Origin of the sequence: Sphingomonas sp. ABOLH (assembly GCF_003951715.1) — a bacterium.
In the GTDB taxonomy this organism is placed as follows: Bacteria; Pseudomonadota; Alphaproteobacteria; order Sphingomonadales; family Sphingomonadaceae; genus Sphingomonas; species Sphingomonas hankookensis_A.
Genome location: NZ_QQWV01000012.1, coordinates 16,886 through 38,026 on the forward strand (window position 1 = coordinate 16,886; position 21,141 = coordinate 38,026).

Genomic DNA, 21,141 nt, shown 5'->3' on the forward strand with positions numbered 1-21,141 from the left:
TAAGGACATTCGCGTTCCCTACACCCTCCCGGCTAAACATGCGCTTAACGGCCGCGCGCGGCGCAGGTCCCGACGCGCCGAGCCTCGAACGCGTCGGCAAAGGGCATGCCGTCGACGATCCCCTCGCTCTCGATGCGCAACGCGCGCGGCGTGTCGACATGGATCGTGGTGCGGACATGGCCCGACCCCGGACAGGTATAATGCACCGTCGCAATGCGCGGCGTATCCTCGATCACGAAGCGGCTGCACTGTGCCGCGCGCAACCGCAGCCGGAACAGGACGGCGGTATCGGCGACGCAGCTTTCGCGCGCCGCCTCGGGCGATCCGGGACTGCGCAGCGACCAGTTGCCCGGTGCCACCGCGCGCATCGCCTGCAAGGTCGGAGCCGCCGCCGGCTGGGCGACGGCCGCCGAGCCGAAGCCGAGCGCCATCGCCAGCCTCAGACGCATCGCCAATCCCCCCATGCCCAATCCCCCCTTCGATCGCCTCAGGCGGCGATATCGGCCAGCGCGAGCGGAAATTTCGTCGCGCAAAAGGCGCAATCGACGGTGATGACGCCCTGCTCGTCGGCCATCGCGACGCGCTCCTCGGCCGGGAAGCGCGAGATCACGCCTGCAATATACTCCCGGTCGCAACGACAGCCGCGCGACAACGTGGTGCTGGCCAGCACGCGCACTTCGCGCTCCTCGTTGAACAGGCGCCACACGAGCGTTTCGAGCGGCAGCATCGGGTCGGCCAGTTCGTCCGCGCCCATCGTCGCGCCCAGCGCCTCGACATGATGCCATTCGGGATGGTCGAGCCGGGTGTGGAGCCGCTCGCGCCCCTCCTCGCCCTCCGGCAGATGCTGGAGAAAGATGCCACCTGCGATCCGCTCGCCGTTATCGTCGACGCCGATGCCCAGGCGGACCAGCGACGGAATCTGTTCGGACTGGAGGAAATAGCTTTCCGCCGCCTGCGCGATCGATTCCCCGTCCAGCGGCACAATGCCCTGATAGCGCTCGCCCGACGTCACCTGGTCGAAGGTGATCGCCAGATAGCCCTGTCCGAACAGCGCGAACAGCGACGGGTCCTCGCCCAGCTCGGCCAGCCGGTCGGCATCGAAATCGACATAGCCCCGCAGCTCGCCATTCTTGTAGTCGCAGACCATCAGGCGGATGATGCCGCCCTGCGTCTGCGCCTGCAGCGTCAGCTGGCCCTCCGCTTCCTTCAGCGTCGAGCCGAGCAGCGCGGTCAGCGCCAGCGACTCGGCCAGCAGCTTTTCGATCGACACGGGATAGGCATGAGCGGCAAGGATCGACTGGGCGACCGGCCCCAGCCGCACGACACGGCCGCGCGCGTGATGGTCGGGAAGCGTGAACCCGATCGCACGGTCGAGGTCGGGAAGGCGGACGGTGTCGGACAAGCGAAAGCTCCTCTTGCCCGAACGTGCCGGGCAAACTGTGATCGATCACTCACATGGTAGCCCGCGCGCCATTTCGCAAGCGGTTTGACGTCGCCGCCCTTCGCACCTGCGAAAAGCCGGGCGGTCCGCGTCCTGTCATGGAACGCGGACCGCCCGGTCCATGCACCGTTCGTCAGCGGCGGGTCAGCCGACCAGGCCGAAGCACCAGCGCAGGATCGCCTTCTGCGCATGCAGGCGGTTCTCCGCCTCCGGCCAGATCAGCGACTGCGGTCCGTCGATGACCTCGGGCGTCACTTCCTCGCCGCGATGGGCGGGCAGGCAGTGGAGGAACACCGCGTCGGGCTTGGCATGGGCCATCAGCGCATCGTCGACCTGATAGGGAGCCATGGCGGCGAGCTTCTGCTCGGCATGGGCCTGCCCCATCGAAATCCACGTATCGGTCACGATCACATCGGCATCGCGCACCGCCGCCACCGGATCGCGCGTGATCGTGGCGCGGCCGCCCGCCGCCTCGATCACCGCCGGCGCCGGGTCATAGCCTTCGGGACAGGCGGCGACGACGTCGAAGCCCATCAGCGCACCGGCCTCGACGATCGAATGCAGCACATTGTTGCCATCGCCCAGCCATGCCCATTTCAGGCCCGGCAACGCCTTGCCCGCTTCGATCACGGTCAGCAGGTCGGCGACGATCTGGCAGGGATGCGAATGGTCGGTCAGGCCGTTGATGACCGGGACCGAGGCATAGCGGGTCATTTCGTCCAGCTTGGCCGGATCGTCGGTGCGCACCATGATGGCGTCGCAATAGCCCGACAGGACGCGCGCGGTGTCGGCGACCGTCTCGCCGCGCCCGAGCTGGGTGGTGCCGGCGTCGAGCACCAGCGCCGATCCGCCGAGCTGGCGCATCGCCATGTCGAACGACACGCGGGTGCGGGTGGACGATTTCTCGAACACGCAGGCGAGCGTGTGGCCGGCGAGCGACGCATCGGCATCGGCGCGGCCCTTCGGCCAGCCCTTGCGCGCGGCCTTGGCGTCGAGCGCGTCGTTGAGGATGGCGGCGATGCCGTCGGCACCGGCCGAGGCGAGATCGAGGAAATGGCGCATTCTCTTAAAATCCTCCCCATCGCAGATGGGCAGGGGGGACCATGCGAAGCATGGTGGAGGGGTCTCCACCGCCGTGTCGCATGGGGCGTTTTCCCCCTCCACCAGCCTGCGGCTGGTCCCCCTCCCCATCTCCGATGGGGAGGATTTGCTACATCAATCGTCGGCGACCGGCACATAGACCCGTGCCGCCGCCGACAGCTTTTCCACCGCCTCGGCGATATGGCTCTCGTCGATCACCAGCGGCGGCAGGACGCGGACGACATTGTCGCCGGCCGCCACCGTCAGCAGATTGTGATGATCGCGCAGGTGCGCCACGAAGCGGCGGCTGTCCGACTTGAGCTTCAGGCCGAGCATCAGCCCCATGCCCCGCACCTCCTGAAACAGATGGTCGTAGTTCGGGATCATCTGTTCGAGGCTGGAGCGCAGCCGGTCGCCCATCGTCTTCACATGGTCGAAGAAGCCGGGTTCGAGCATCACGTCGAGCACCGCCTGCCCCGCGGCCATCGCCAGCGGGTTGCCGCCATAGGTCGACCCATGGGTGCCGAACACCATGCCCTTGGCCGCTTCGGCCGTGGCGAGGCACGCGCCGAACGGGAAGCCGCCGCCAATGCCCTTGGCCGCCGACACGATGTCGGGCGTCACGCCATATTGTTCGTGCGCGAACAGCGTGCCGGTCCGGCCATAGCCGCACTGGACCTCGTCGAGGACCAGCAACAGCCCGCGCTCGTCGCATGCCTTGCGCAGGCCGGTCAGGAATTCGGGCGTCGCGGTGCGCAGGCCACCCTCGCCCTGTACCGGCTCGACGAGGAAGCCGGCGGTATGGTCGTCGATCAGTGCCAGCGCACCGTCGAGGTCGTTGAACTCGGCATATTTGAAACCGGGTAGCAACGGCTCGAACCCGTCGCGCATCTTGGCCTGATTGGTGGCCGAGATGGTGCCGAGCGTGCGGCCATGGAACGCCTGATTGAAGGTAATCAGCGTGTGGCGTTCGGGATTGCCGTTGGCGAAGTGAAACCGGCGCGCGGTCTTGATCGCGCACTCGACCGCTTCGGCGCCCGAATTGGTGAAGAACACCGTATCGGCAAAGCTGTTGTCGACGATCCGCTGCGCCAACGCCTCGCCTTGGGGGCTGCCATAGAGGTTGCTGACATGGATCAGCGTCGCGGCCTGTTCCTGGATCGCCTTGGTCAGATGCGGATGGCCATGGCCCAGCGCGTTGACGGCGATACCGGCGGCGAAGTCGAGATATTGGGTGCCGTCCTCACCATAAAGATAGCAGCCCTCGCCTCGGACCGGACGCACGCCGCACCGTGGATAGACGGGCATGAGCGCGGGGGTCGTCATCGAACTGCTCCTTCATGAGAAATATCGGCGTTCAAAACGCAAAAGGGCGGCCAACCGGGCCGCCCGGAGCGGCGCTGTACCGCCCCTTGGGGCGTTACGTCAATTCTTGAGCTTCCACCCCGACCGCAGCAACGCGTAGCAGCCGATCGCCATCGCGATATCGACCAGCAGAATGACCGCACCGCCCAGCAGCACCGGCGAATCGGCGCGTTCGAGGAAGCCGTAACGGAAGCCCGAGATGATGTAGAAGAACGGGTTCAGGTGGCTGATCGATCGGAACAGCGGCGTCAGCGCTTCGACCGAATAGAAAGTGCCCGACAGCAGCGTCAGCGGCCCGATGACGAAATTGGTGATAGCGGCGGCATGGTCGAACTTCTCCGCCCAGATCGACGTCATCACCCCGGCCAGCGCCAGGAAGGTCGAACCGAACAGCCCGAACCACAGCACCGCGCCCGGATGGCGCGGCATCACATGGACGCCGGGATAGAGCAGCATCGCCCCCCACAGCACGAACCCGACGAGGAACGCGCGGGTCACCGCACCCCCGACCAGCGCGGCCAGCAATTCGCCGGTCGACAGCGGCGGCATCAGGTAATCGACCACCGTCCCCTGGATCTTGCCGACCAGCAGCGCGAAGCTGGAATTGGCGAACGCGTTGTTCAGCATCGCCATCGCGATCAGCCCAGGCGCCACGAAATCGGGGAACGGCACGCCCAGCACGGTGCGCCCCGCCCCGCCCATCGCGACCGAAAAGATCACGAGGAACAACAACGTCGTGACCGCCGGTGCCCAGATGGTCTGAAGCTGCACCTTGAAGAAACGGCGCACCTCCTTGATATAGAGCGTGCGCAGCCCACCCCAGTTCACGTTCCGGATGACCGGCACGCCGGGGTCGGCGATGATGATTTTCGTGCGCGACGGGGATTGTTCCTGCATGGCTGTGTCGCCTAATCGCTGGCGCGCGCGGCGGCAAGGATCATGGTCGTCTGCGCGATGACGAGTTGAAGGACGAAGACGGGCATGAGCTGGACCGAAGAACGCATCGCGACACTGGCCAAGATGTGGGAATCGGGGATGACCGCAAGCCAGATCGCCGAGGAACTGGGCGGGATCAGCCGCAATGCGGTGATCGGCAAGGCGCATCGCCTGGGCTTGCAGTCGCGCCCCTCGCCGGTGAAGTCGAACGATGCGGCGAAGGCTGCGGCCCCCGCGCCCAAGCCAGCGGCGGCGCCCGAACCCGCTCCGGCCGTCGCGGCCCCGCCGCCCCCTCCGCCCGCGCCGAAGCCGGCGCCTGCGCCCGAACCGAAGCCCGAACCGGTCGCCGCCGCGCCGGTGGAGAACGATCCGTTCACGCCGCTGCCCGAGGACGATCAGGCCGACGAGGTCGAGGACGTGGAGGAAGACGAAGCCCCCGCCGTCGCGCCGCGCCGTGCCGAACCGGTGATGCGCTCGGTCGGTCCGGGCGGCTTCCTGCGTCAGAACCCGGGCGAACAGAGCGCCCCGCTGACCCCCGCCCCGCCCCGCCGCCTGGTGCCGGCGCGGCCGAGCGACGCGATCGCCGGCAAGACGACGCTGCTCGACCTGAACGACCGCATCTGCAAATGGCCGATCGGCCATCCGGGCGAACCGGACTTCCACTTCTGCGGCGAGAAGGTGAATCCGGGCTTCCCCTATTGCGTGGACCATTGCGGCCATGCGTATCAGGCGCAGCTCCCCCGCCGCGACCGCCGTCCGCCGCCGCCGCTACCCTATGGTGGCCCGCGGGTTCGTTAATCGCGCAAGGCCGAGCGAAAGCTCGGCCACGCTCTCAGGCGATCAACCCGGCCGGCGCGGCCCAAAGCCGCGACCGACGGCATGGGCTTTGCCCATGCCGGCCAACCCTCTCAAAACCGAAAATTCGCCCGGACGCGCGCGCTATGCCAGTCGAACCGGCGATCCGCGTTGCCTGTGAACGGCAACCGCTCCACCTGCCCGCGCGACCGTTCGGTAACGCTGGCGAAGGTGTAGAGCACACCGATCGAGAAGCGCTCGGACACCAGCTGATCCACCCCGCCCCCGGCAGTCCATCCCAGGCCATTGCTGCGGTTGCGGTCTGCGGCGAACCCGTCGACCGCGTTTGCGGCCGGTCCGCGATCGATCCGCGCCAGCACCGCGCCGCCCGTCACATAGGGCAGCGTACTGCCGAGCGCATAGCCGGCGCGCAGCCGCCCCTGCGTGTTCCAATCCATGACCTGGCGATACGCTGCTGCATCGTCGCATCGCCGGCGGCACGCCTGCCGATATTGCTCCGCCCCAGTTCCGCGACCGCTCCGACGACGACATCGCCGAATTGTACGTCATAGCCGACATGGCCGCCATAGCCCGACCGCTCGCCATCGCGGTGGCATCCGGTCTGGTCGGACGCGGCACGGTGACTGCACGCGATCGCACCGAACGTCGTGCGGTGCGTATCGGCGAACAGCTTGTCGAGATCATTGTCGCGTAGCGCCGAAACCTCGCGGTCGTCGCGCGGGAAATCCAGCCCCGCGCCGATCCCGGCATAGCCGCCGGTCCAGGGCCGCGGTTCCTGCGCAAGCGCCGGCATCGCCATGGCCGCCGTCGCCAGACCTGTCGTCATCAACCCTGCAAACCGCATCCGAACCCCGTTTTCCGCAGTGCCGATGCGTCGTCGAACGGCTCACACTGCGTCCCGCTCCCGCAGCGCAGCGTAACTTTTCATTGCCAAAAGTTGCCCGACGCGGTGCTTTGCGGATGGCCCCGTTTCGTTCTATACCCCGACCATGGCCGACAATCTGTTCGAAGCGAACATCCCCACCCCGCCCGCCTATGACGCGTCCTCGATCGAGGTGCTGGAAGGGCTGGAGCCGGTACGGCGGCGGCCAGGCATGTATATCGGCGGCACCGACGAACGGGCGCTGCACCATCTGGCCGCCGAGGTGCTCGACAATGCGATGGACGAGGCCGTCGCAGGCCATGCCACCCGGATCGAGGTGCAGCTGGACATCGGCAACCGGCTGACCATCATCGACAATGGCCGCGGCATCCCGGTCGATCCGCACCCGAAATTCCCCGACAAGTCGGCGCTGGAGGTCATTCTCTCCACGCTGCATTCGGGCGGCAAGTTCGCGGGCAAAGCCTATGCGACGTCAGGCGGCCTGCACGGCGTCGGCATCTCGGTCGTCAACGCCCTGTCGGTCGACACGGTGGTCGAGGTCGCGCGCGACCGGCAGCTGTATCGGCAGCGCTTCTCGCAGGGGCAGACGCTCGGCCCGCTCGAACATGTCGGCGCCGCCCCCAACCGGCGCGGTACGCTGGTCGCCTTCACGCCCGATGCCGAGATTTTCGCCGATTTACAGTTCAAGCCCGCGCGGCTGCACAAGCTGGTGCGGTCCAAGGCCTATCTGTTCGCGGGCGTCGAAATCCGCTGGAAATGCGCACCCGAACTGGTCGCCGGGACCGACGTACCGGCCGAAGCGGTGTTCCAGTTCCCCGGCGGTCTTGCCGATCACCTGCGCGAACAGATTGGCGGGCGCGAATGTGCAACCGCCGATTTCTTCACCGGGCGACAGGATTTCCCGGGTGAAGCCGGCCGCGTCGAATGGGCGGTGGCGTGGCCGCTGTGGAGCGACGGCAGCTACAGCTATTATTGCAACACCATCCCGACGCCCGATGGCGGTACCCACGAACAAGGGTTGCGGCAGGCGCTGGTGCGGGGACTGCGCGGCTTTGCCGATCTGGTCGGCAGCAAGCGAGCCAAGGACATGACCGCCGACGACGTGACGGTCGGGTCCGAATTGATGCTGTCGGTGTTCATACGCGACCCGCAGTTTCAGAGCCAGACCAAGGATCGCCTGACCAGCGTCGAGGCCGCCAGCCTCGTCGAAAAGGCGGTGCGCGACCATTTCGACCATTTCCTCAGTCACAATATGGACCGGGGCAAGGCGCTGCTCGGCCTCGTGCTCGACCGGATGGACGAACGCCTGCGCCGCAAGGCGGAGCGCGAGGTCAAGCGCAAGACGGCGACGTCGTCGCGCAAGCTGCGCCTGCCGGGCAAGCTGACCGACTGCGCGTCGGACGATCCCGCCGGCACCGAATTGTTCATCGTCGAGGGCGATTCGGCGGGCGGTTCGGCCAAGCAGGCGCGCGACCGCAAGACGCAGGCGATCCTGCCGATCCGCGGCAAGATCCTGAACGTCGCCTCGGCAACCAGCGCGAAGATCCTCGCCAATCAGGAAATCGCCGACCTGATCCTCGCCATGGGCTGCGGCACGCGCAAGGACTGCCAGCCTGATGCGCTGCGCTACGAACGCATCGTCATCATGACCGACGCCGATGTCGACGGCGCGCATATCGCGACGCTTCTGATGACCTTCTTCTTTCAGGAGATGCCCGATATCGTCCGGCGCGGGCACCTCTATCTGGCGCAGCCGCCGCTGTACCGCCTGACGGTCGGCGCCAAGTCGCTCTATGCCCGCGACGATGCGCATCGCGCCGAACTGGAACGCACCGCATTCAAGGGCAAGAAGGTCGAGGTCGCGCGGTTCAAGGGGCTGGGCGAGATGAACCCGGGCCAGCTGCGCGAGACGACGATGGACCCGGCCAGCCGCAGCCTGATCCGCATTACCCTGCCGCAGGAATATGAGGAACGCGCGGCGGTAAAGGACCTGGTCGACCGGCTGATGGGAACTAACCCGGCGCACCGCTTCGCCTTCATCCAGGAAAATGCCGCGCGGCTGGACGACGAGGTCATCGACGCCTGAACGCATCGATTGACGCCTCTTCCTCGATGCCGCAACCTCCTGACGAACAGGGGTTTTGGGGGAAGATGCGATGGTGCCCATGATGATGCTGGCCGCGATCATGTCGCCGTCGGCGCAGGCGCAGCCGGCCGCCGCGACGATCGAGAGCCGCGCTCGCGAGGTCGTCGCGCTGCTGGGGGGCACCGGCGACTATGATGCGACCTTTGCGCCGTCGTTCCGCACCGCCGTACCCCGCGCGCGGTTCGACGCGATCGCCGCACAGTTGCAGCAGGCGCTCGGCAAGCCGACCGGTGTGGCGGCGATCGAGGCGACCGGCCCATGGGCGGCACAGATCCGCATCGCCTATGACGGCGGTACCCTGAACGCGGACCTGACGCTCGATCCAGGTGGCAGTCATCAGATCATCGGCCTGCTGGCGAAGGGCGCCGAACCGCGCGGTCCGGCGGCGCAGACGCTGGACGCGGTGGTGGAACAGCTGGCCGCCCAGAATGGCACGAGCGTGTTCGCACTCGCCCGGCTGGGCGACGGGTCGCCGCGTCTGGAAAAGGCCCGCAACGCTACTACCCCCATCGCGATCGGATCGGCGTTCAAGCTGGTGATCCTCGCCGAACTGGTCCGCTCGATCGAGGCAGGCGAGCGCAAATGGAGCGACGTCGTCACGCTCGACGGGTCGGCGCTGCCCGGCGGCGGCTATGCGCAGCAGCCAAAGGGCACGCAGATCGCGCTGCGGGAACTCGCGGAACGGATGATTTCGGTCAGCGACAACAGCGCGACCGACATCCTGCTGTTCCACCTTGGCCGGGCAAAGGTGGAGGCGATGTTGCCGGTCGTCGGCTTTACCGATGGCGGCGTGCGCAATGTGCCCTTTCTTGGCGCACTGGAGGTCTTCAAGCTGAAAGGCGTGGACGGTGGCGCGCTGGGCACGCGCTATCTGGCGATGGATGCGAAGGCGCGGCGGGCGTTTCTCGATGGGCCGGTGCGCGACACGCCGATTGCCGCCATTCCGCGCGACCTGTTCCAGAACGGAAAGCCGCTGCGCATCGTCGAACTGGAATGGTTCGCCAGCCCCAACGACCTGATCCGCGCGATGGACTGGCTGCGGCGGCATATGGACGGAACGGCCGGAGCGGAGCTTCGCGCCATATTGTCGAAAAATCCCGGCTTGCCCGATGCGACGAAGCATTGGCGCTATGTCGGGTACAAGGGCGGTTCGGAACCTGGCGTGCTGACCATGACCTTCCTGCTGCAGGCCGGTAATGGTGCATGGTATGCGCTGACGGCCGGGATCAACGATCCCGCGCGCGATGTCGATACGTTGAAATTCACCGGGCTGATGAACCGCGCGCTGGACCTTGCCGCGCCGCGATAAAGGTGGGAGCCGGACGACCCGCTGCGAAATCGTTGCGGCTGCTTCCTTCCGGACCTGACCGGGTTGGCGACGGCATCGTCCGCCCGACTCCCGCGCGCCATATGGGCGAAGCGGAAGCCGGACGCAAGGGGATCAGCTGCGTTTCGGCAATCGCGAATAGGGGACGAAATCACCGAGCGAGATCGAACCGCTCATCATCCGCGAATTGCGGTCGACCAGGTTGACGATATCGATCCGACACAGCTGCGTCCCGATCGTCCGCGTGACGAGGATGTCGTCGCGGTCGAGGATACCGCTCCCCGACGGCCGGTTCACGAACAGCGTGCCGTTGTTCATGCGATAGACGATGGCGGTATTCGGCACGATCTCGCTGGAGCGGATATCGCGCAGGTTGATGCAGTCGACCGGCCGGCCCGCGTCGCGACGCTCGGTAATGCGCGACAGCGCCGCTTCTCCGGCGACATTGTCTCGGTCGCGGGCCGCCAACGGGACCGCGCTGGCGGTGATCAGGGCAATCAACAACAGCTTGAAAACACGCATGATCGTCATCCCGGCTACAGCAATATGCACGGTATAGCATGTCCGGGATGAACCGACACTGACGCGGACCGTTCCACCCGCGCCAGCGCTCCCCCTTACAGGCTGGCTGCCGCCTCGATGATCGGCACGAATTTGTCGGCAGTCAGGCTTGCCCCTCCGACCAGCGCGCCATCGACATCGTCGATCGACAGGATCGCGGCGGCGTTGGCGCCGGTCACCGACCCGCCATAGAGGATGCGGATACCATCGGCGGCGTCGCCGACCATCTGGCGCAGCTTGGCGCGGGCGATGGCGTGGACCTGCGCGATCTCGTCGGGCGACGGAGTCCGCCCGGTCCCGATCGCCCAGCGTGGTTCATAGGCAAGCGTGAACCAGTCGCCGCTGGCCCCTTCCGGCACCGATTTCTCGATCTGCGCCTGCACGACGCGTTCGGCACGCCCGGCATCACGCTCGGCCTCGGTCTCGCCGCAGCACAGGATGACGTTAAGCCCGTGGCGACGGGCGGCCGCGGCCTTGGCCCATGCGTCGTGGCTCGTCTCGTTCTGGTCGGCGCGGCGTTCGCTATGGCCGACGATCACGATCGTCGCACCCGCTTCCACCAGCATCTCCGCCGACACGCAGCCAGTGTGCGCGCCACGGTCGTTGGCATGGACGTCCTGCCCGCCGATCTGCACCGACCTGGCGATCTCCGAGGCGGGATGCACCAGCGTGGCGGGCACGCACAGCGCAACGTCGACGCCCGGTGCAGCGGCAGCGGCGGCATCGATCTTGGCGATCTCAGCCAGCTGCCCGCGAAGCCCGTGCATCTTCCAGTTCCCTGCCACCAGCTTGCGACGACTCATACCCATGGCTCCCCGAGCGTTTTACATGTTCTACAGCCGATAGCGCATGTGGCGATGCGCGCAACCTTGAAGCGGGCGCGACCGCCTTCTAAAGCGGCATCCTTTCATTCCTTTCGATCGGTTGCACGGATGCTCGGTTTCTTCAGGCGCATGACCAAGTCGAAGGTCGGCATCTTTGTCGGCCTGCTGTTGCTGGCGGTCATCGCCATCGGCTTCGCCATGGCCGACCTAAACGGTCTGCGCCCGTCATCGCTGGGCGGCAGCGGTGCGACCGTCGCTACCGTGGGTGACGACACGATCACCGACACCGCGCTGACCGAGCGCATCCGGGGCGACGTGCAGCAGGCGGCGCAACGCCAGCCCGGACTGGATACCGCGCGCTATATCGCAAGCGGCGGGTTCGAAGGGTCGCTCAACCGCGCCATTTCCGACGCGGCGCTGCGCCAGTTCGCGCAGGACCACGGGCTGGTAGTGTCCGACCGCTATGTCGACGGCCAGATCGCCAGCCTGCCGGCGTTCCAGGGGCTGGACGGCAAGTTCGACCAGCGCACCTTTGAACAGGCGTTGGCCCGTGCGCGCATCACGCCGCAGCAGTTGCGCGACGATATCCGCCGCGCGACGCTCACCCGCCTGATGCTCGCCCGCACGCTGCAGGCGAGCTACATGCCGCAGCAGCTGGCGCTGCCCTATGCGTCGCTCGCCAAGGAAGCGCGCAGCGGACAGGTCGCGATCGTGCCGACCGCCGCCTTCCCCGCCCCGGCCGCACCGACCGACCAGCAGTTGCAGGCCTATTACACCGCCAACCGCGCGCGCTACATGATCCCGGAGCGTCGCGTGATCCGTTACGCGATCGTCACCCCGGCCAGCGTGACCGCACAGGCGACGCCGACCGATGCCGAGGTGCAGGCCGCCTATCGCGCCAACGCCGCACGCTTCGCCGCATCGCAGACCCGCAGCGTGTCGCAGGTCGTCGTCGCCGATCAGGCAGCTGCGACCAAGCTGGCGCAGGCGGTACGCGGTGGGCAGGCGCTGAACGCCGCCGCCAGCGCGATCGGCCTCGAAGCCACGAACTTTGCCGGACAGACCAAGGGGCAGCTCGCCGCCAAGACCTCGCCCGCCGTCGCCGAAGCCGCGTTCGGCGCGCAGCAGGGGGCGGTGGTCGGCCCGGTGCAGTCGCCGCTCGGCTTCGTCGTGTTGAAGGTCGATGCAGTGACGCAGGTTCCCGGCAAGACGCTCGAAAAGGCCCGCCCCGAACTGGTCGCCGAACTGACCAAGACCAAGGGCGCGACCGCGCTGGGCGCGATCCAGGAGAAGATCGACGGCGGCATCACCGATGGCGCGACGTTCGACGAGATCGTCAAGGACGCCAACCTGTCGGCGCAGGCGACCGCCCCGGTCACCGCGCAGGGCGTCGATCCGTTGAAGCCGGCGCAGCCCGATCCGGCGCTGGCGCCGATCATCGAAGCGGGCTTTGCCGCGGAGTCGGGCGACGCGCCGCAGATCGTGCAGACCGCGGCCGACGGCACCTTCGCACTGGTATCGACCGGCGACGTAACCCGCGCCGCGCCGCGTCCACTGGGCGAGATTCGTGAGCAGGTCATCGGCCAGTACAAGCAGGATCAGGCGTTGAAGGCCGCCCGTGCGGTCGCCCAGCAGATCCTGACCAAGGTCAATGGCGGGATGCCGCTCGGCACCGCCGTCGCCCAGTCGGGCACGCGCCTGCCCGCGCCGCGCCCGGTCAATGCCTCGCGCGCGCAGCTGTCGCAGATGGGGCCGCAGGTTCCCGCCGCACTGCAGCTGATGTTCTCGATGGCGCCCAAGAAAGCCCGGCTGACCGCTGCACCCAATGGCGAAGGCTGGCTGATCGTCTATCTTGACGGCATCCAGCGTGGCGACGCGACCAACGACAAGGCGGCGATCACCGGCGTCGGACGCGAACTGGGCCAGTTGAGCGGCAACGAATATGCCGAGCAGTTCGTCGAGGCGGTGCGCCGGCAGGTCGGCGTGAAGCGCAACGAGCAGACCATCAACCGCGTCCGTAACGAACTGGTCGGCGGAGCCACCCCCGCGCCCGCGCAATGAACGGGATCGAGGGGGTAGACGCCGCCCGCGCCGCGCTGGCCGAGGGACGGCCGGCGCTGCTGTGGACCACGCGGGTCGCGGATACCGAAACGCCGGTCGCCGCCGCGCTCAAGCTGATCCAGCCGGGGCGGGGCGACTTCCTGCTGGAATCGGTCGAGGGCGGGTCGGTGCGCGGTCGCTACAGCCTGTTGGGGCTGGCCCCCGACCTGGTGTTCCGGGCGCAGGGGCATGGCGCGGCGATCAACGCCGACTGGCTGACCGATCGCGAGGCCTTCGCGCCGTGCGGCGAACCGACGCTCGCCGCCCTGCGGACGCTGGTCGGGCAGTGCCGGATGGACGTTCCGGCCGCCCTGCCCCGCGCACTGGCGTGCCTGGTCGGCTATTTCGGTTACGAGACGGTCGGGCTAGTCGAAACGCTGCCGCAGGCGGCGGAGGACGCGCTGCACCTGCCCGACATGATGTTCGTCCGGCCGACCGTGCTGCTGGTGTTCGACCGGCTGTCGGACACGCTGTTCGTCGTCGCGCCGGTGTGGCCCGGTGCCAGTGTCGAAGCGGCGGCGGAGCGGATCGAGGCGACGGCGGCGGCGCTGGATGCCGCCGCCCTGCCCGTGCCGGCGCGGCTGACCGAGGTGCCCGAACTGGCGCTGGCCCCCACCCTGCCCGCCGGCCGCTATGGCGAGATGGTCGCGGCGGCGAAGGAATATATCGCGGCCGGCGATATCTTTCAGGTCGTGCTGGCGCAGCGTTTCACCACGCCCTTTCCGCTGGAGCCGTTCGAGCTGTACCGGGCGCTGCGGCGGATCAACCCGTCGCCATTCCTCTATCATCTCGACCTGCCGGGCTTTGCGCTGACCGGGTCCAGCCCGGAAATCCTGGTGCGGCTGCGCGATGGCGAGGTCACGATCCGGCCGATCGCCGGTACCCGCCCGCGGGGTGCCACGGCGGCGGAGGACGAGGCGAACCGGACCAGCCTGCTCGCCGATCCCAAGGAACGGGCCGAGCATCTGATGCTGCTCGACCTGGGCCGTAACGATGTCGGTCGGGTCGCGTCGAGCGGCAGCGTCCGGGTGACCGATAGCTATACGGTCGAATTGTACAGCCATGTCATGCACATCGTGTCCAATGTCGTCGGCACGCTGCGGTCGGACGCCGATGCGCTGGACGCGTTGTTCGCCGGTTTCCCGGCCGGCACCGTGTCGGGCGCGCCGAAGGTACGGGCGTGCCAGGTCATCGCCGAGCTGGAGCGCGAACGGCGCGGGGCCTATGCCGGCGGCGTCGGCTATTTCAGCCCGGACGGGTCGATGGATTCGTGCATCGTGCTGCGGACCGCGGTGGTCAAGGACGGGATGATGCACGTCCAGTCGGGCGCGGGCATCGTCGCCGACAGCGACCCCGCCTATGAACAACGCGAGTGCGAGGCGAAGGCAGGCGCGCTGCTGGCGGCGGCGCGCGAAGCGGTGGCCCAAGCGGGCAAGGTTCGTTTCGGACAATAGCGCGGAAGTTTACGAAGTTTGCGCTAGGTTCATGTTGCAGGCGTAGGATGTTTGGCGGCGGTCGGCGGCCAAGCATTTGCAATCGCATGATTCGTCAAAGGTGAATGGTTGTCACGGACGCGCGGAAGTTGGCACCGTCGTCCCGATGCGCGAGGAAAGCCATGGTGCAGATTTGCCGTGCGACATTGCAGCATCTCGACCGGATCGTTCCGTTGTTCGATGCCTATCGCCAATTCTATGGGCAGGACAGTGACCTGGCCGGCGCCCGCGCGTTCCTGGCCGAGCGGATCGCGCGGGAGGAATCGGTGATCCTGCTGGCGGGGGACGGTGCGGGCTTCACGCAACTTTATCCGTGCTTTTCGTCGGTGCGGATGCGGATGACGCTGATCCTGAACGACCTGTTCGTGGCGCCGGAGGCACGGTGCCAGGGCGTCGGTGAGGCGTTGCTGGAGGCGGCGCGGGACCATGCGCGATCGGTCGGCGCGGCGCGGATGACGCTGTCGACGGCGGTCGACAACAGCGCGGCGCACGCGCTGTACGTCCGCACCGGATGGGAACGCGATGCGCAGTTCCACACCTATACCATCGCGGTCGATTGAGGCGGTTTACGGGCGAAAGAGCGGTGGCAGGCTATGGCGGTTGGGCGCTGTAGGAAAGCGGTTCGGGCTGTCGACGCGGAGTAGAAGGAAGAAGCGGGACCCCGGATCAAGTCCGGGGTGACGATGGGATCAACGGCGGAGTGCGATCCAGCCGAGCCACAGCCAGCCGATAATCATCGCGAGACCGCCGAGCGGGGTGATCGGCCCCAGCACCCCGCGCGGACCGCCCAGTGCCATCGCGTAGAGCGAACCGCCGAACAGCAACCCGCCGGCCACGAACAGCCAGCCCGGCCCCCGCGCGCCGAGGTTCAGTGCGACCAGCGTGGCGATGGCGTGGGCGAGCTGATACTGGCCACCGGTCTTGAGCCACTCGGCCGCCGGGCCGGAGGCGCCATGCGCGCCGAACGCGCCGGCAGCGACCGCCATGGCGCCGGACAGCGCGGCGGCGAGGAGAAGCAGGTTCATCGGGTTGGCTCCGTGGTTCGGCGGCGTGACGGGAATGTATCTATCGGGGTTTGCGCTGGTTCGCTTGCGATTTCAGGTCGTCGGCGGGAGGCTTGTGTCCGTCCCTGTCTTCGTCACCCCGGACTTGATCCGGGGTCCCGCTTTCTCACCGACCTGGCAGAAGAAGCGGGACCCCGGATCAAGTCCGGGGGTGACGTTGGAGGCGGGGCGGGCGGGACGTTACCGGGAATGCCCTGCCTTCGCTGGGATGGTGTCCTTGAAGACGATCGTCGCGGCGTGACTGTCACTCATGGCGTACCGCAGATGCGCTGTCACGGCTGTCCACACCACCCCTTCACCCCGCGTCGTCCGGCACCGTGCCCGACGCCGCGCTGACGCGGGCGTGGGTGAAGATCATGTCGCGTCCCTGTCGCAGGTCGCCGGTTTCGGACTGTTGCAGCAACCGCTTGGCGTCGGCCTTGCGATACAGGTCTTCGGTCCGGTCGATCTCGCCATCGTCGACGCCGACGCTGGCCATGGCGGCGCGTGCCATGGTGACGGCGGAGTCGAGCACTTCGCGAAACACGCCCTCGACCGGGGCATTGGCCAGCTTCACCACCGACCGCCGGTCAAAGGCGCGCACGAAGATGCCCGGCCCCGGAAAGGCGTGGTGGATCGCACCGATCATCTCCGCATCGAACGGATCGCCATCGGTGCAGAACAGCAGCAGTTCGGCATCGGCCGCCCCGGCGAGGCGCAACATGTCGATGCGCGTGCCGTCGCCATAATAGACCTTCATCCCGAAGCCGCCCGCGATCTCGATCATCTCCACATCGGTGTCGATGACCGTGACGCTGATCCCCTGCGCCAGCAGCATCTGCGCGACGGTCTGGCCGAAGCGGCCATAGCCGACGACGACCGCGCTGGCGCCGTCGTGGCGCGGGCCTTCGGGGGTCTTGCCGTCCTTTTTTTCCGGCTCGGCGCGGAACTTGCGGGTCGCCATCATCAGGAACGGAGTGGTCGCCATCGACAGGGTGACGATCGCGCCGAAGACGCTCGCCGCCTCGGGCGCGATCAGCAGCGCATTCTGCGCCTGCGCGAACAGGACGAAGCCGAATTCGCCGCCCTGGCTGAGCAACAGCCCCAGCGCCAGCGCGCTGCGCCATGGCATGCCGAACAGCCGGCCGAGACCGAAGATCACCACCCCCTTGGTCGCGATCAGCGCCAGCGCCATGCCGACGACGAACACCGGCCGTTCGACGATCGCCCCCAGATCGAGCATCATGCCGACCGCGAGGAAGAACAGACCGAGCAGGATCGAGCGGAACGGTTCGACGTCCGCCTCCAGCTCGTGGCGATACGGGCTGTCGGCCAGCATCACGCCGGCGATGAACGCGCCCAGAGCGGTCGACAGGCCGAGCGCCTGCATCACCGCCGCGCTGGCGATGACGGTGAACAGCCCGGCGAACACGAACATCTCGCGCTCGCCCATATTGCCGATCAGGCGGAACAGCGGGCGCAGCAGGAAGCGGCCGGCGAGGATCAGCCCGACCACCGCACCGACGGTCCACAGCGCCAGCTGCCACCCCGGCGGTCCGGCGGCATCGGCCGGGTTGCGCGACAGGGCGGCGACGATGGTGATGAGCGGGACGATCGACAGATCCTGAAACAGCAGGATCGCAAAGGCGCGTTCGCCGAACGGGGTCTTCATGCGACCGGCCGATTGCAGCATCGGCAGCACCTGCGCGGTCGAGGACAGCGCCAACGGCAGGCCGAGCGCGATGGCGGCGGCCCAGCTGAAATGGGTGGCGAGCCAGACGACGCCGGTGATGGCGATGCCGCAGAGCGCCACCTGCAACAGGCCCAGGCCAAAAATATCGCGCTTCATCTGCCACAGGCGCGATGGCGACAGTTCGAGCCCGACAAGGAACAGCAGCAGCGTGATGCCGAGTTCGGCGATGGCGAGTTTGGATTCGGCATTGCCGACCAGTCCCAGCACCTGCGGTCCGACGACCGACCCGGCAACGAGATAGCCGAGCGTGGCACCCAGCCCCAGCTTGCGGAAGATCAGCACGAAGACCAGCGCCGCGCCCAGCAGCGGCGCGAAATCATGGAGCAGCGACGCGGTGCCGTGTTCCATCAGGCGGCGGCCCGCTGACCGGCGGCCTGTGCCGCGGCTTCGGCGGCGGCTTCGAAGGCGAGGCGGATCGAGGCGTGGCGCGCGCTGTGCGGGCGCGCCGGTTCGAACAGCGTCAGGCCGGGCCAGTCGGGGGCATCGCCCTCCCCGGCCAGCCAGGCGGTGAGCGTATCGCTGGCGGCGGCGAGCTCGGCCGGCGTCTTGCCGACGACCGCGCGGGCGAGCAACGCCGAGGATGCCTGCCCCAGCGCGCAGGCGCGGACCAGCATGCCGATAGCGGCGACGTGGCCGTCCTCGCCCAACGCGATGTCGACCGTCACCCGGCTGCCACAGATCGGCGAGCGTTTCTCTACCGAAGCATGGGGTTCGGGAAGGCGGACGGCCTGCGCGGTTTCGGCGGCGAGGCGGAGGATTTCGGTGTTGTAGAGCGGTGCGGTCACGCGACCGATGTAGGGCGGGTTCGTGACGCTGGCGAGTCGAAGCCGGCTTTTTCTATTCGCCAAACACCGGTTCGCCCCGGCGGCGGCGTTCGATAAAGTCGACGACGCTGGCGCTGGTGGCGTTGAGCAGCGGATAGGTGCGCGCGTTCTTGATCCAGAGCGGGCGGCGCGTCGGGCCGCCGCCGATGAAGTCGGCCGCCAGCAGCAGGAGGAGAAAGGCGAGGCTGACGAGGATCAGGCCCTTCAAGGCGCCGAAGCCGAAGCCGAGGGCACGGTCGACCGGGCCGAGGACCGACGCGCGGGTCCGCGCGCCGATGCCGTTGGCGACCAGCCGGCCGGCGAAATAGCCGATGCCCGCGATCAACGCGAAGGCCAGCGTCGCCGCGCCGCCCGCCGTGCCGGTGGGTCCGACCAGCGCGGCGGCGACCGGCGTGTGGAACAGCTTGAGCAACAGCACGACCAGCGCCCAGGCGCCGAGCGAGAGGACTTCGGTGACGAAGCCGCGCATGAATCCCAGCACCGCCGCGCCGCCGACGGTGAGGAGGACGGCGATGTCGAGGGAGGTCAGGCCCATGGAAGAGGCTATGCCGGGCGGCGGGGAGATTGTCGAGCGGGGGGTGCGGGGGAGCGGATGGCTCAACCAATTCGTCGTCACCCCGTACTTGATCCGGGGTCCCGCTTTCCCAAGGCGCCGAGAAGAAGAAGCGGGACCCCGGATCAAGTCCGGGGTGACGGGGAGTCATACGCAGATCCTCCCCGGTACGGGGAGGGGGACCGTCGCCGAAGGCGATGGTGGAGGGGTTGGCCGAATACGGGCCGGTAGCGTTGCGGGGCGATCCCCCTCCACCAGCCTGCGGCTGGTCCCCAGCGTCAGGTCGGATCGTCCTCCGGACGATCCTCGGTCATGCAGAGCATGGCCGACCTGACGCTCCGTGCCGGGAAGGATTTTAGCGTCCCAGCATATAATCCACGAACCGCGGCAAATCCTTGAACCCGGACAGTTTCACCGCGCCGCCCTCCGCCTGCGCCGCCGGGGCCAGTGCGCGCGCAAAGCCGAGCTTGCCCGCCTCCTTCAGCCGCAATGCGCCGTGCGCGACGGGGCGGACCTCGCCCGACAGCGCGATCTCGCCGAAGACGATCGCGTCGGACGGTACCGGGCGTTCGGACAGCGCCGAGACCAAAGCGGCCGCGACAGCGAGGTCGGCGGCGGGGTCGGTCACGCGGTAGCCGCCGGCGATGTTGAGATAGACTTCGGCCGTGGCGAAGGCGAGGCCGCAGCGTGCCTCCAGCACGGCGAGGATCATCGCGAGGCGGCCGGAGTCCCAGCCGACGACGGCCCGGCGCGGGGTCGCTCCGGACGCCAAGCGCACGGTCAGCGCCTGTACCTCCACCAGTACCGGGCGGGTCCCCTCCAGCGCGGGGAAGACGACGGTGCCGGTGACATTCTCGTCACGGCTTGTCAGGAATAGCGACGAAGGGTTTGATACTTCGGACAATCCTTCGCTTTCCATCGCGAAGACGCCGATCTCGTCGGTGCCGCCGAAGCGGTTCTTGACCGCGCGCAGGATGCGGTACTGGTGGCTGCGCTCGCCCTCGAACGCCAGCACCGTGTCGACCATATGTTCGAGCACGCGGGGACCGGCGATCGACCCGTCCTTGGTGACATGGCCGACCAGCACGACGGCGGTGCCGCGTTCCTTGGCGAAGCGGATCAGTTCGCCCGACGAGGCGCGGACCTGGCTGACGGTGCCGGGCGCCCCTTCGATCAGGTCGCTGTGCATCGTCTGGATCGAATCGATGATGAGCAGGTCGGGCGCGGCCGATCCGCCGAACGTGGTCAGGATGTCACGGACCGAAGTCGCGGCGGCGAGCTGCACCGGGGCATTGCCCAGCCCCAGGCGGCGGGCGCGGAGACGCACCTGATCGGCGGCCTCTTCGCCCGAGACATAGGCGACGCTCTTGCCCGCCAGTGCCAGCTTCGCGGCGGCCTGTAGCAGCAGGGTCGACTTGCCGATGCCGGGATCGCCGCCGATCAGCGTCGCCGATCCCTCGACGAAGCCGCCGCCCAGCGCCCGATCGAGTTCGGCGATCTCGGTCTTCAGACGGTCGGGCAGCGCGATGTCGGTGTCGAGCCCCGACAACAGGATCGGCCGCCCACCGCTCTGCAGGTTATGCCGCGCCGAAAAGGGGGTGACGACCGCGCCGGCATCCTCGACCAGCGTATTCCAGTCGCCGCAATCGGCGCATTGCCCCGCCCATTTCGAGGATACCGATCCGCATTGCTGGCAGACATAGCGCTTTTGGGGTTTGGCCATGCCGCGGCGTTAGCAGATGCGGAACGAAAGGGGAATATCAGTCCAGTTCGCTGCCGCGTTTCAGGACCTTGGTCCCGTCGTCCTGCTCGATCAGATAGGCGGGATTGTCCTTGGTGCCGTTCTTGGTGATCTTGCTGCCCTTGATCGTGCGCTGGACGCGGCGTTCGAAGCGTTCCTCGACCTTGCCCTCCGCCGTGCCGTTGCCCCACGACCATTTGACCTTCTGGCCCTTCTTGTAGCTCTCGCTCATGCTGTCCGCTCCTTTTGTCGGGC

The 21,141-nt window shown here is 67.7% G+C and carries 21 protein-coding genes and 1 other RNA gene; 6 read left to right on the forward strand and 16 right to left on the reverse strand.

What is annotated here, in order from left to right:
• Positions 1-44: 44 nt before the first annotated feature.
• The 5 genes from CA237_RS07915 to CA237_RS07935 all read right to left on the reverse strand — a co-directional run bounded on the left by CA237_RS07915 (position 45) and on the right by CA237_RS07935 (position 4,783).
• Positions 45-449: a hypothetical protein gene (locus CA237_RS07915; protein ID WP_126013653.1), complete on the reverse strand. Its 405-nt coding sequence runs from the start codon at positions 447-449 to the stop codon at positions 45-47.
• Between the two features lie 38 nt (positions 450-487).
• The gene (locus tag CA237_RS07920) at positions 488-1,402 is read right to left on the reverse strand and encodes an Hsp33 family molecular chaperone HslO (RefSeq protein ID WP_126013656.1); all 915 of its coding nucleotides are present in this window, start codon (positions 1,400-1,402) and stop codon (positions 488-490) included.
• Positions 1,403-1,585: 183 nt separating this feature from the next.
• Positions 1,586-2,503 (reverse strand): ornithine carbamoyltransferase, encoded by a 918-nt coding sequence (argF, locus tag CA237_RS07925; RefSeq protein ID WP_066688650.1) that lies wholly within the window; start codon positions 2,501-2,503, stop codon positions 1,586-1,588.
• Positions 2,504-2,656: 153 nt separating this feature from the next.
• A complete protein-coding gene (locus tag CA237_RS07930) occupies positions 2,657-3,847 on the reverse strand; it encodes an aspartate aminotransferase family protein (RefSeq protein ID WP_066688649.1) in 1,191 nt (396 codons plus the stop codon).
• Between the two features lie 99 nt (positions 3,848-3,946).
• Positions 3,947-4,783 carry an ABC transporter permease gene (locus CA237_RS07935; protein WP_066688648.1) on the reverse strand — a complete coding sequence of 279 codons (837 nt, stop codon included), beginning with the start codon at positions 4,781-4,783 and terminating at the stop codon, positions 3,947-3,949.
• Positions 4,784-4,867: 84 nt separating this feature from the next.
• Between CA237_RS07935 and CA237_RS07940 the strand changes: the two genes are divergently transcribed.
• The gene (locus tag CA237_RS07940) at positions 4,868-5,620 is read left to right on the forward strand and encodes a GcrA family cell cycle regulator (RefSeq protein WP_066688647.1); all 753 of its coding nucleotides are present in this window, start codon (positions 4,868-4,870) and stop codon (positions 5,618-5,620) included.
• 110 nt (positions 5,621-5,730) lie between these two features.
• Here CA237_RS07940 and CA237_RS07945 read toward each other — a convergent pair whose 3' ends face one another.
• Together CA237_RS07945 and CA237_RS07950 are read right to left on the reverse strand one after the other, a co-directional pair.
• Positions 5,731-6,075, reverse strand: coding sequence for a hypothetical protein (locus tag CA237_RS07945; protein ID WP_066688644.1), 345 nt, complete (start codon positions 6,073-6,075; stop codon positions 5,731-5,733).
• Complete coding sequence (locus CA237_RS07950; protein WP_126013659.1) at positions 6,009-6,464, reverse strand: hypothetical protein; 456 nt, start codon at positions 6,462-6,464, stop codon at positions 6,009-6,011. The genes CA237_RS07945 and CA237_RS07950 overlap by 67 nt, the downstream gene beginning before the upstream one ends.
• A gap of 163 nt (positions 6,465-6,627) precedes the next feature.
• Between CA237_RS07950 and parE the strand changes: the two genes are divergently transcribed.
• Positions 6,628-8,607 carry a DNA topoisomerase IV subunit B gene (gene parE, locus CA237_RS07955; RefSeq protein ID WP_066688641.1) on the forward strand — a complete coding sequence of 660 codons (1,980 nt, stop codon included), beginning with the start codon at positions 6,628-6,630 and terminating at the stop codon, positions 8,605-8,607.
• A gap of 70 nt (positions 8,608-8,677) precedes the next feature.
• Positions 8,678-9,976, forward strand: coding sequence for a serine hydrolase (locus CA237_RS07960; RefSeq protein ID WP_066688687.1), 1,299 nt, complete (start codon positions 8,678-8,680; stop codon positions 9,974-9,976).
• Here CA237_RS07960 and ffs read toward each other — a convergent pair.
• The 3 genes from ffs to tpiA all read right to left on the reverse strand — a co-directional run bounded on the left by ffs (position 9,975) and on the right by tpiA (position 11,358).
• Positions 9,975-10,071: signal recognition particle sRNA small type (gene ffs / locus CA237_RS07965), an RNA gene on the reverse strand. The genes CA237_RS07960 and ffs overlap by 2 nt on opposite strands.
• 37 nt (positions 10,072-10,108) lie before the next feature.
• Entirely contained in the window at positions 10,109-10,516 is a 408-nt protein-coding gene (locus CA237_RS07970; protein WP_066688685.1) for a hypothetical protein, read from the reverse strand.
• Between the two features lie 95 nt (positions 10,517-10,611).
• Entirely contained in the window at positions 10,612-11,358 is a 747-nt protein-coding gene (gene tpiA / locus CA237_RS07975; RefSeq protein WP_066688639.1) for a triose-phosphate isomerase, read from the reverse strand.
• A gap of 129 nt (positions 11,359-11,487) precedes the next feature.
• Between tpiA and CA237_RS07980 the strand changes: the two genes are divergently transcribed.
• The 3 genes from CA237_RS07980 to CA237_RS07990 all read left to right on the forward strand — a co-directional run bounded on the left by CA237_RS07980 (position 11,488) and on the right by CA237_RS07990 (position 15,532).
• A complete protein-coding gene (locus CA237_RS07980; RefSeq protein WP_066688637.1) occupies positions 11,488-13,440 on the forward strand; it encodes a peptidylprolyl isomerase in 1,953 nt (650 codons plus the stop codon).
• Positions 13,437-14,933 carry an anthranilate synthase component I gene (trpE, locus tag CA237_RS07985; RefSeq protein WP_066688635.1) on the forward strand — a complete coding sequence of 499 codons (1,497 nt, stop codon included), beginning with the start codon at positions 13,437-13,439 and terminating at the stop codon, positions 14,931-14,933. Before CA237_RS07980 ends, trpE begins: the two co-directional genes overlap by 4 nt.
• 164 nt (positions 14,934-15,097) lie before the next feature.
• Positions 15,098-15,532, forward strand: a complete 435-nt coding sequence (locus CA237_RS07990) for a GNAT family N-acetyltransferase (protein WP_206432960.1) — start codon at positions 15,098-15,100, stop codon at positions 15,530-15,532.
• Between the two features lie 129 nt (positions 15,533-15,661).
• Here the strand turns inward: CA237_RS07990 and CA237_RS07995 are convergent, their stop codons facing one another.
• The 6 genes from CA237_RS07995 to CA237_RS08020 all read right to left on the reverse strand — a co-directional run bounded on the left by CA237_RS07995 (position 15,662) and on the right by CA237_RS08020 (position 21,118).
• Positions 15,662-15,997: a DUF423 domain-containing protein gene (locus tag CA237_RS07995; protein WP_066688633.1), complete on the reverse strand. Its 336-nt coding sequence runs from the start codon at positions 15,995-15,997 to the stop codon at positions 15,662-15,664.
• 334 nt (positions 15,998-16,331) lie between these two features.
• Positions 16,332-18,116, reverse strand: coding sequence for a cation:proton antiporter (locus CA237_RS08000; protein WP_066688631.1), 1,785 nt, complete (start codon positions 18,114-18,116; stop codon positions 16,332-16,334).
• The gene (locus tag CA237_RS08005) at positions 18,116-18,553 is read right to left on the reverse strand and encodes an iron-sulfur cluster assembly scaffold protein (protein WP_066688630.1); all 438 of its coding nucleotides are present in this window, start codon (positions 18,551-18,553) and stop codon (positions 18,116-18,118) included. The genes CA237_RS08000 and CA237_RS08005 overlap by 1 nt, the downstream gene beginning before the upstream one ends.
• A gap of 52 nt (positions 18,554-18,605) precedes the next feature.
• Positions 18,606-19,127, reverse strand: a complete 522-nt coding sequence (locus CA237_RS08010) for a CvpA family protein (RefSeq protein WP_066688629.1) — start codon at positions 19,125-19,127, stop codon at positions 18,606-18,608.
• Positions 19,128-19,500: 373 nt separating this feature from the next.
• Positions 19,501-20,868: a DNA repair protein RadA gene (radA, locus tag CA237_RS08015; RefSeq protein WP_066688628.1), complete on the reverse strand. Its 1,368-nt coding sequence runs from the start codon at positions 20,866-20,868 to the stop codon at positions 19,501-19,503.
• A gap of 37 nt (positions 20,869-20,905) precedes the next feature.
• Positions 20,906-21,118 carry a DUF2945 domain-containing protein gene (locus CA237_RS08020; protein ID WP_066688626.1) on the reverse strand — a complete coding sequence of 71 codons (213 nt, stop codon included), beginning with the start codon at positions 21,116-21,118 and terminating at the stop codon, positions 20,906-20,908.
• Positions 21,119-21,141: the final 23 nt, after the last annotated feature.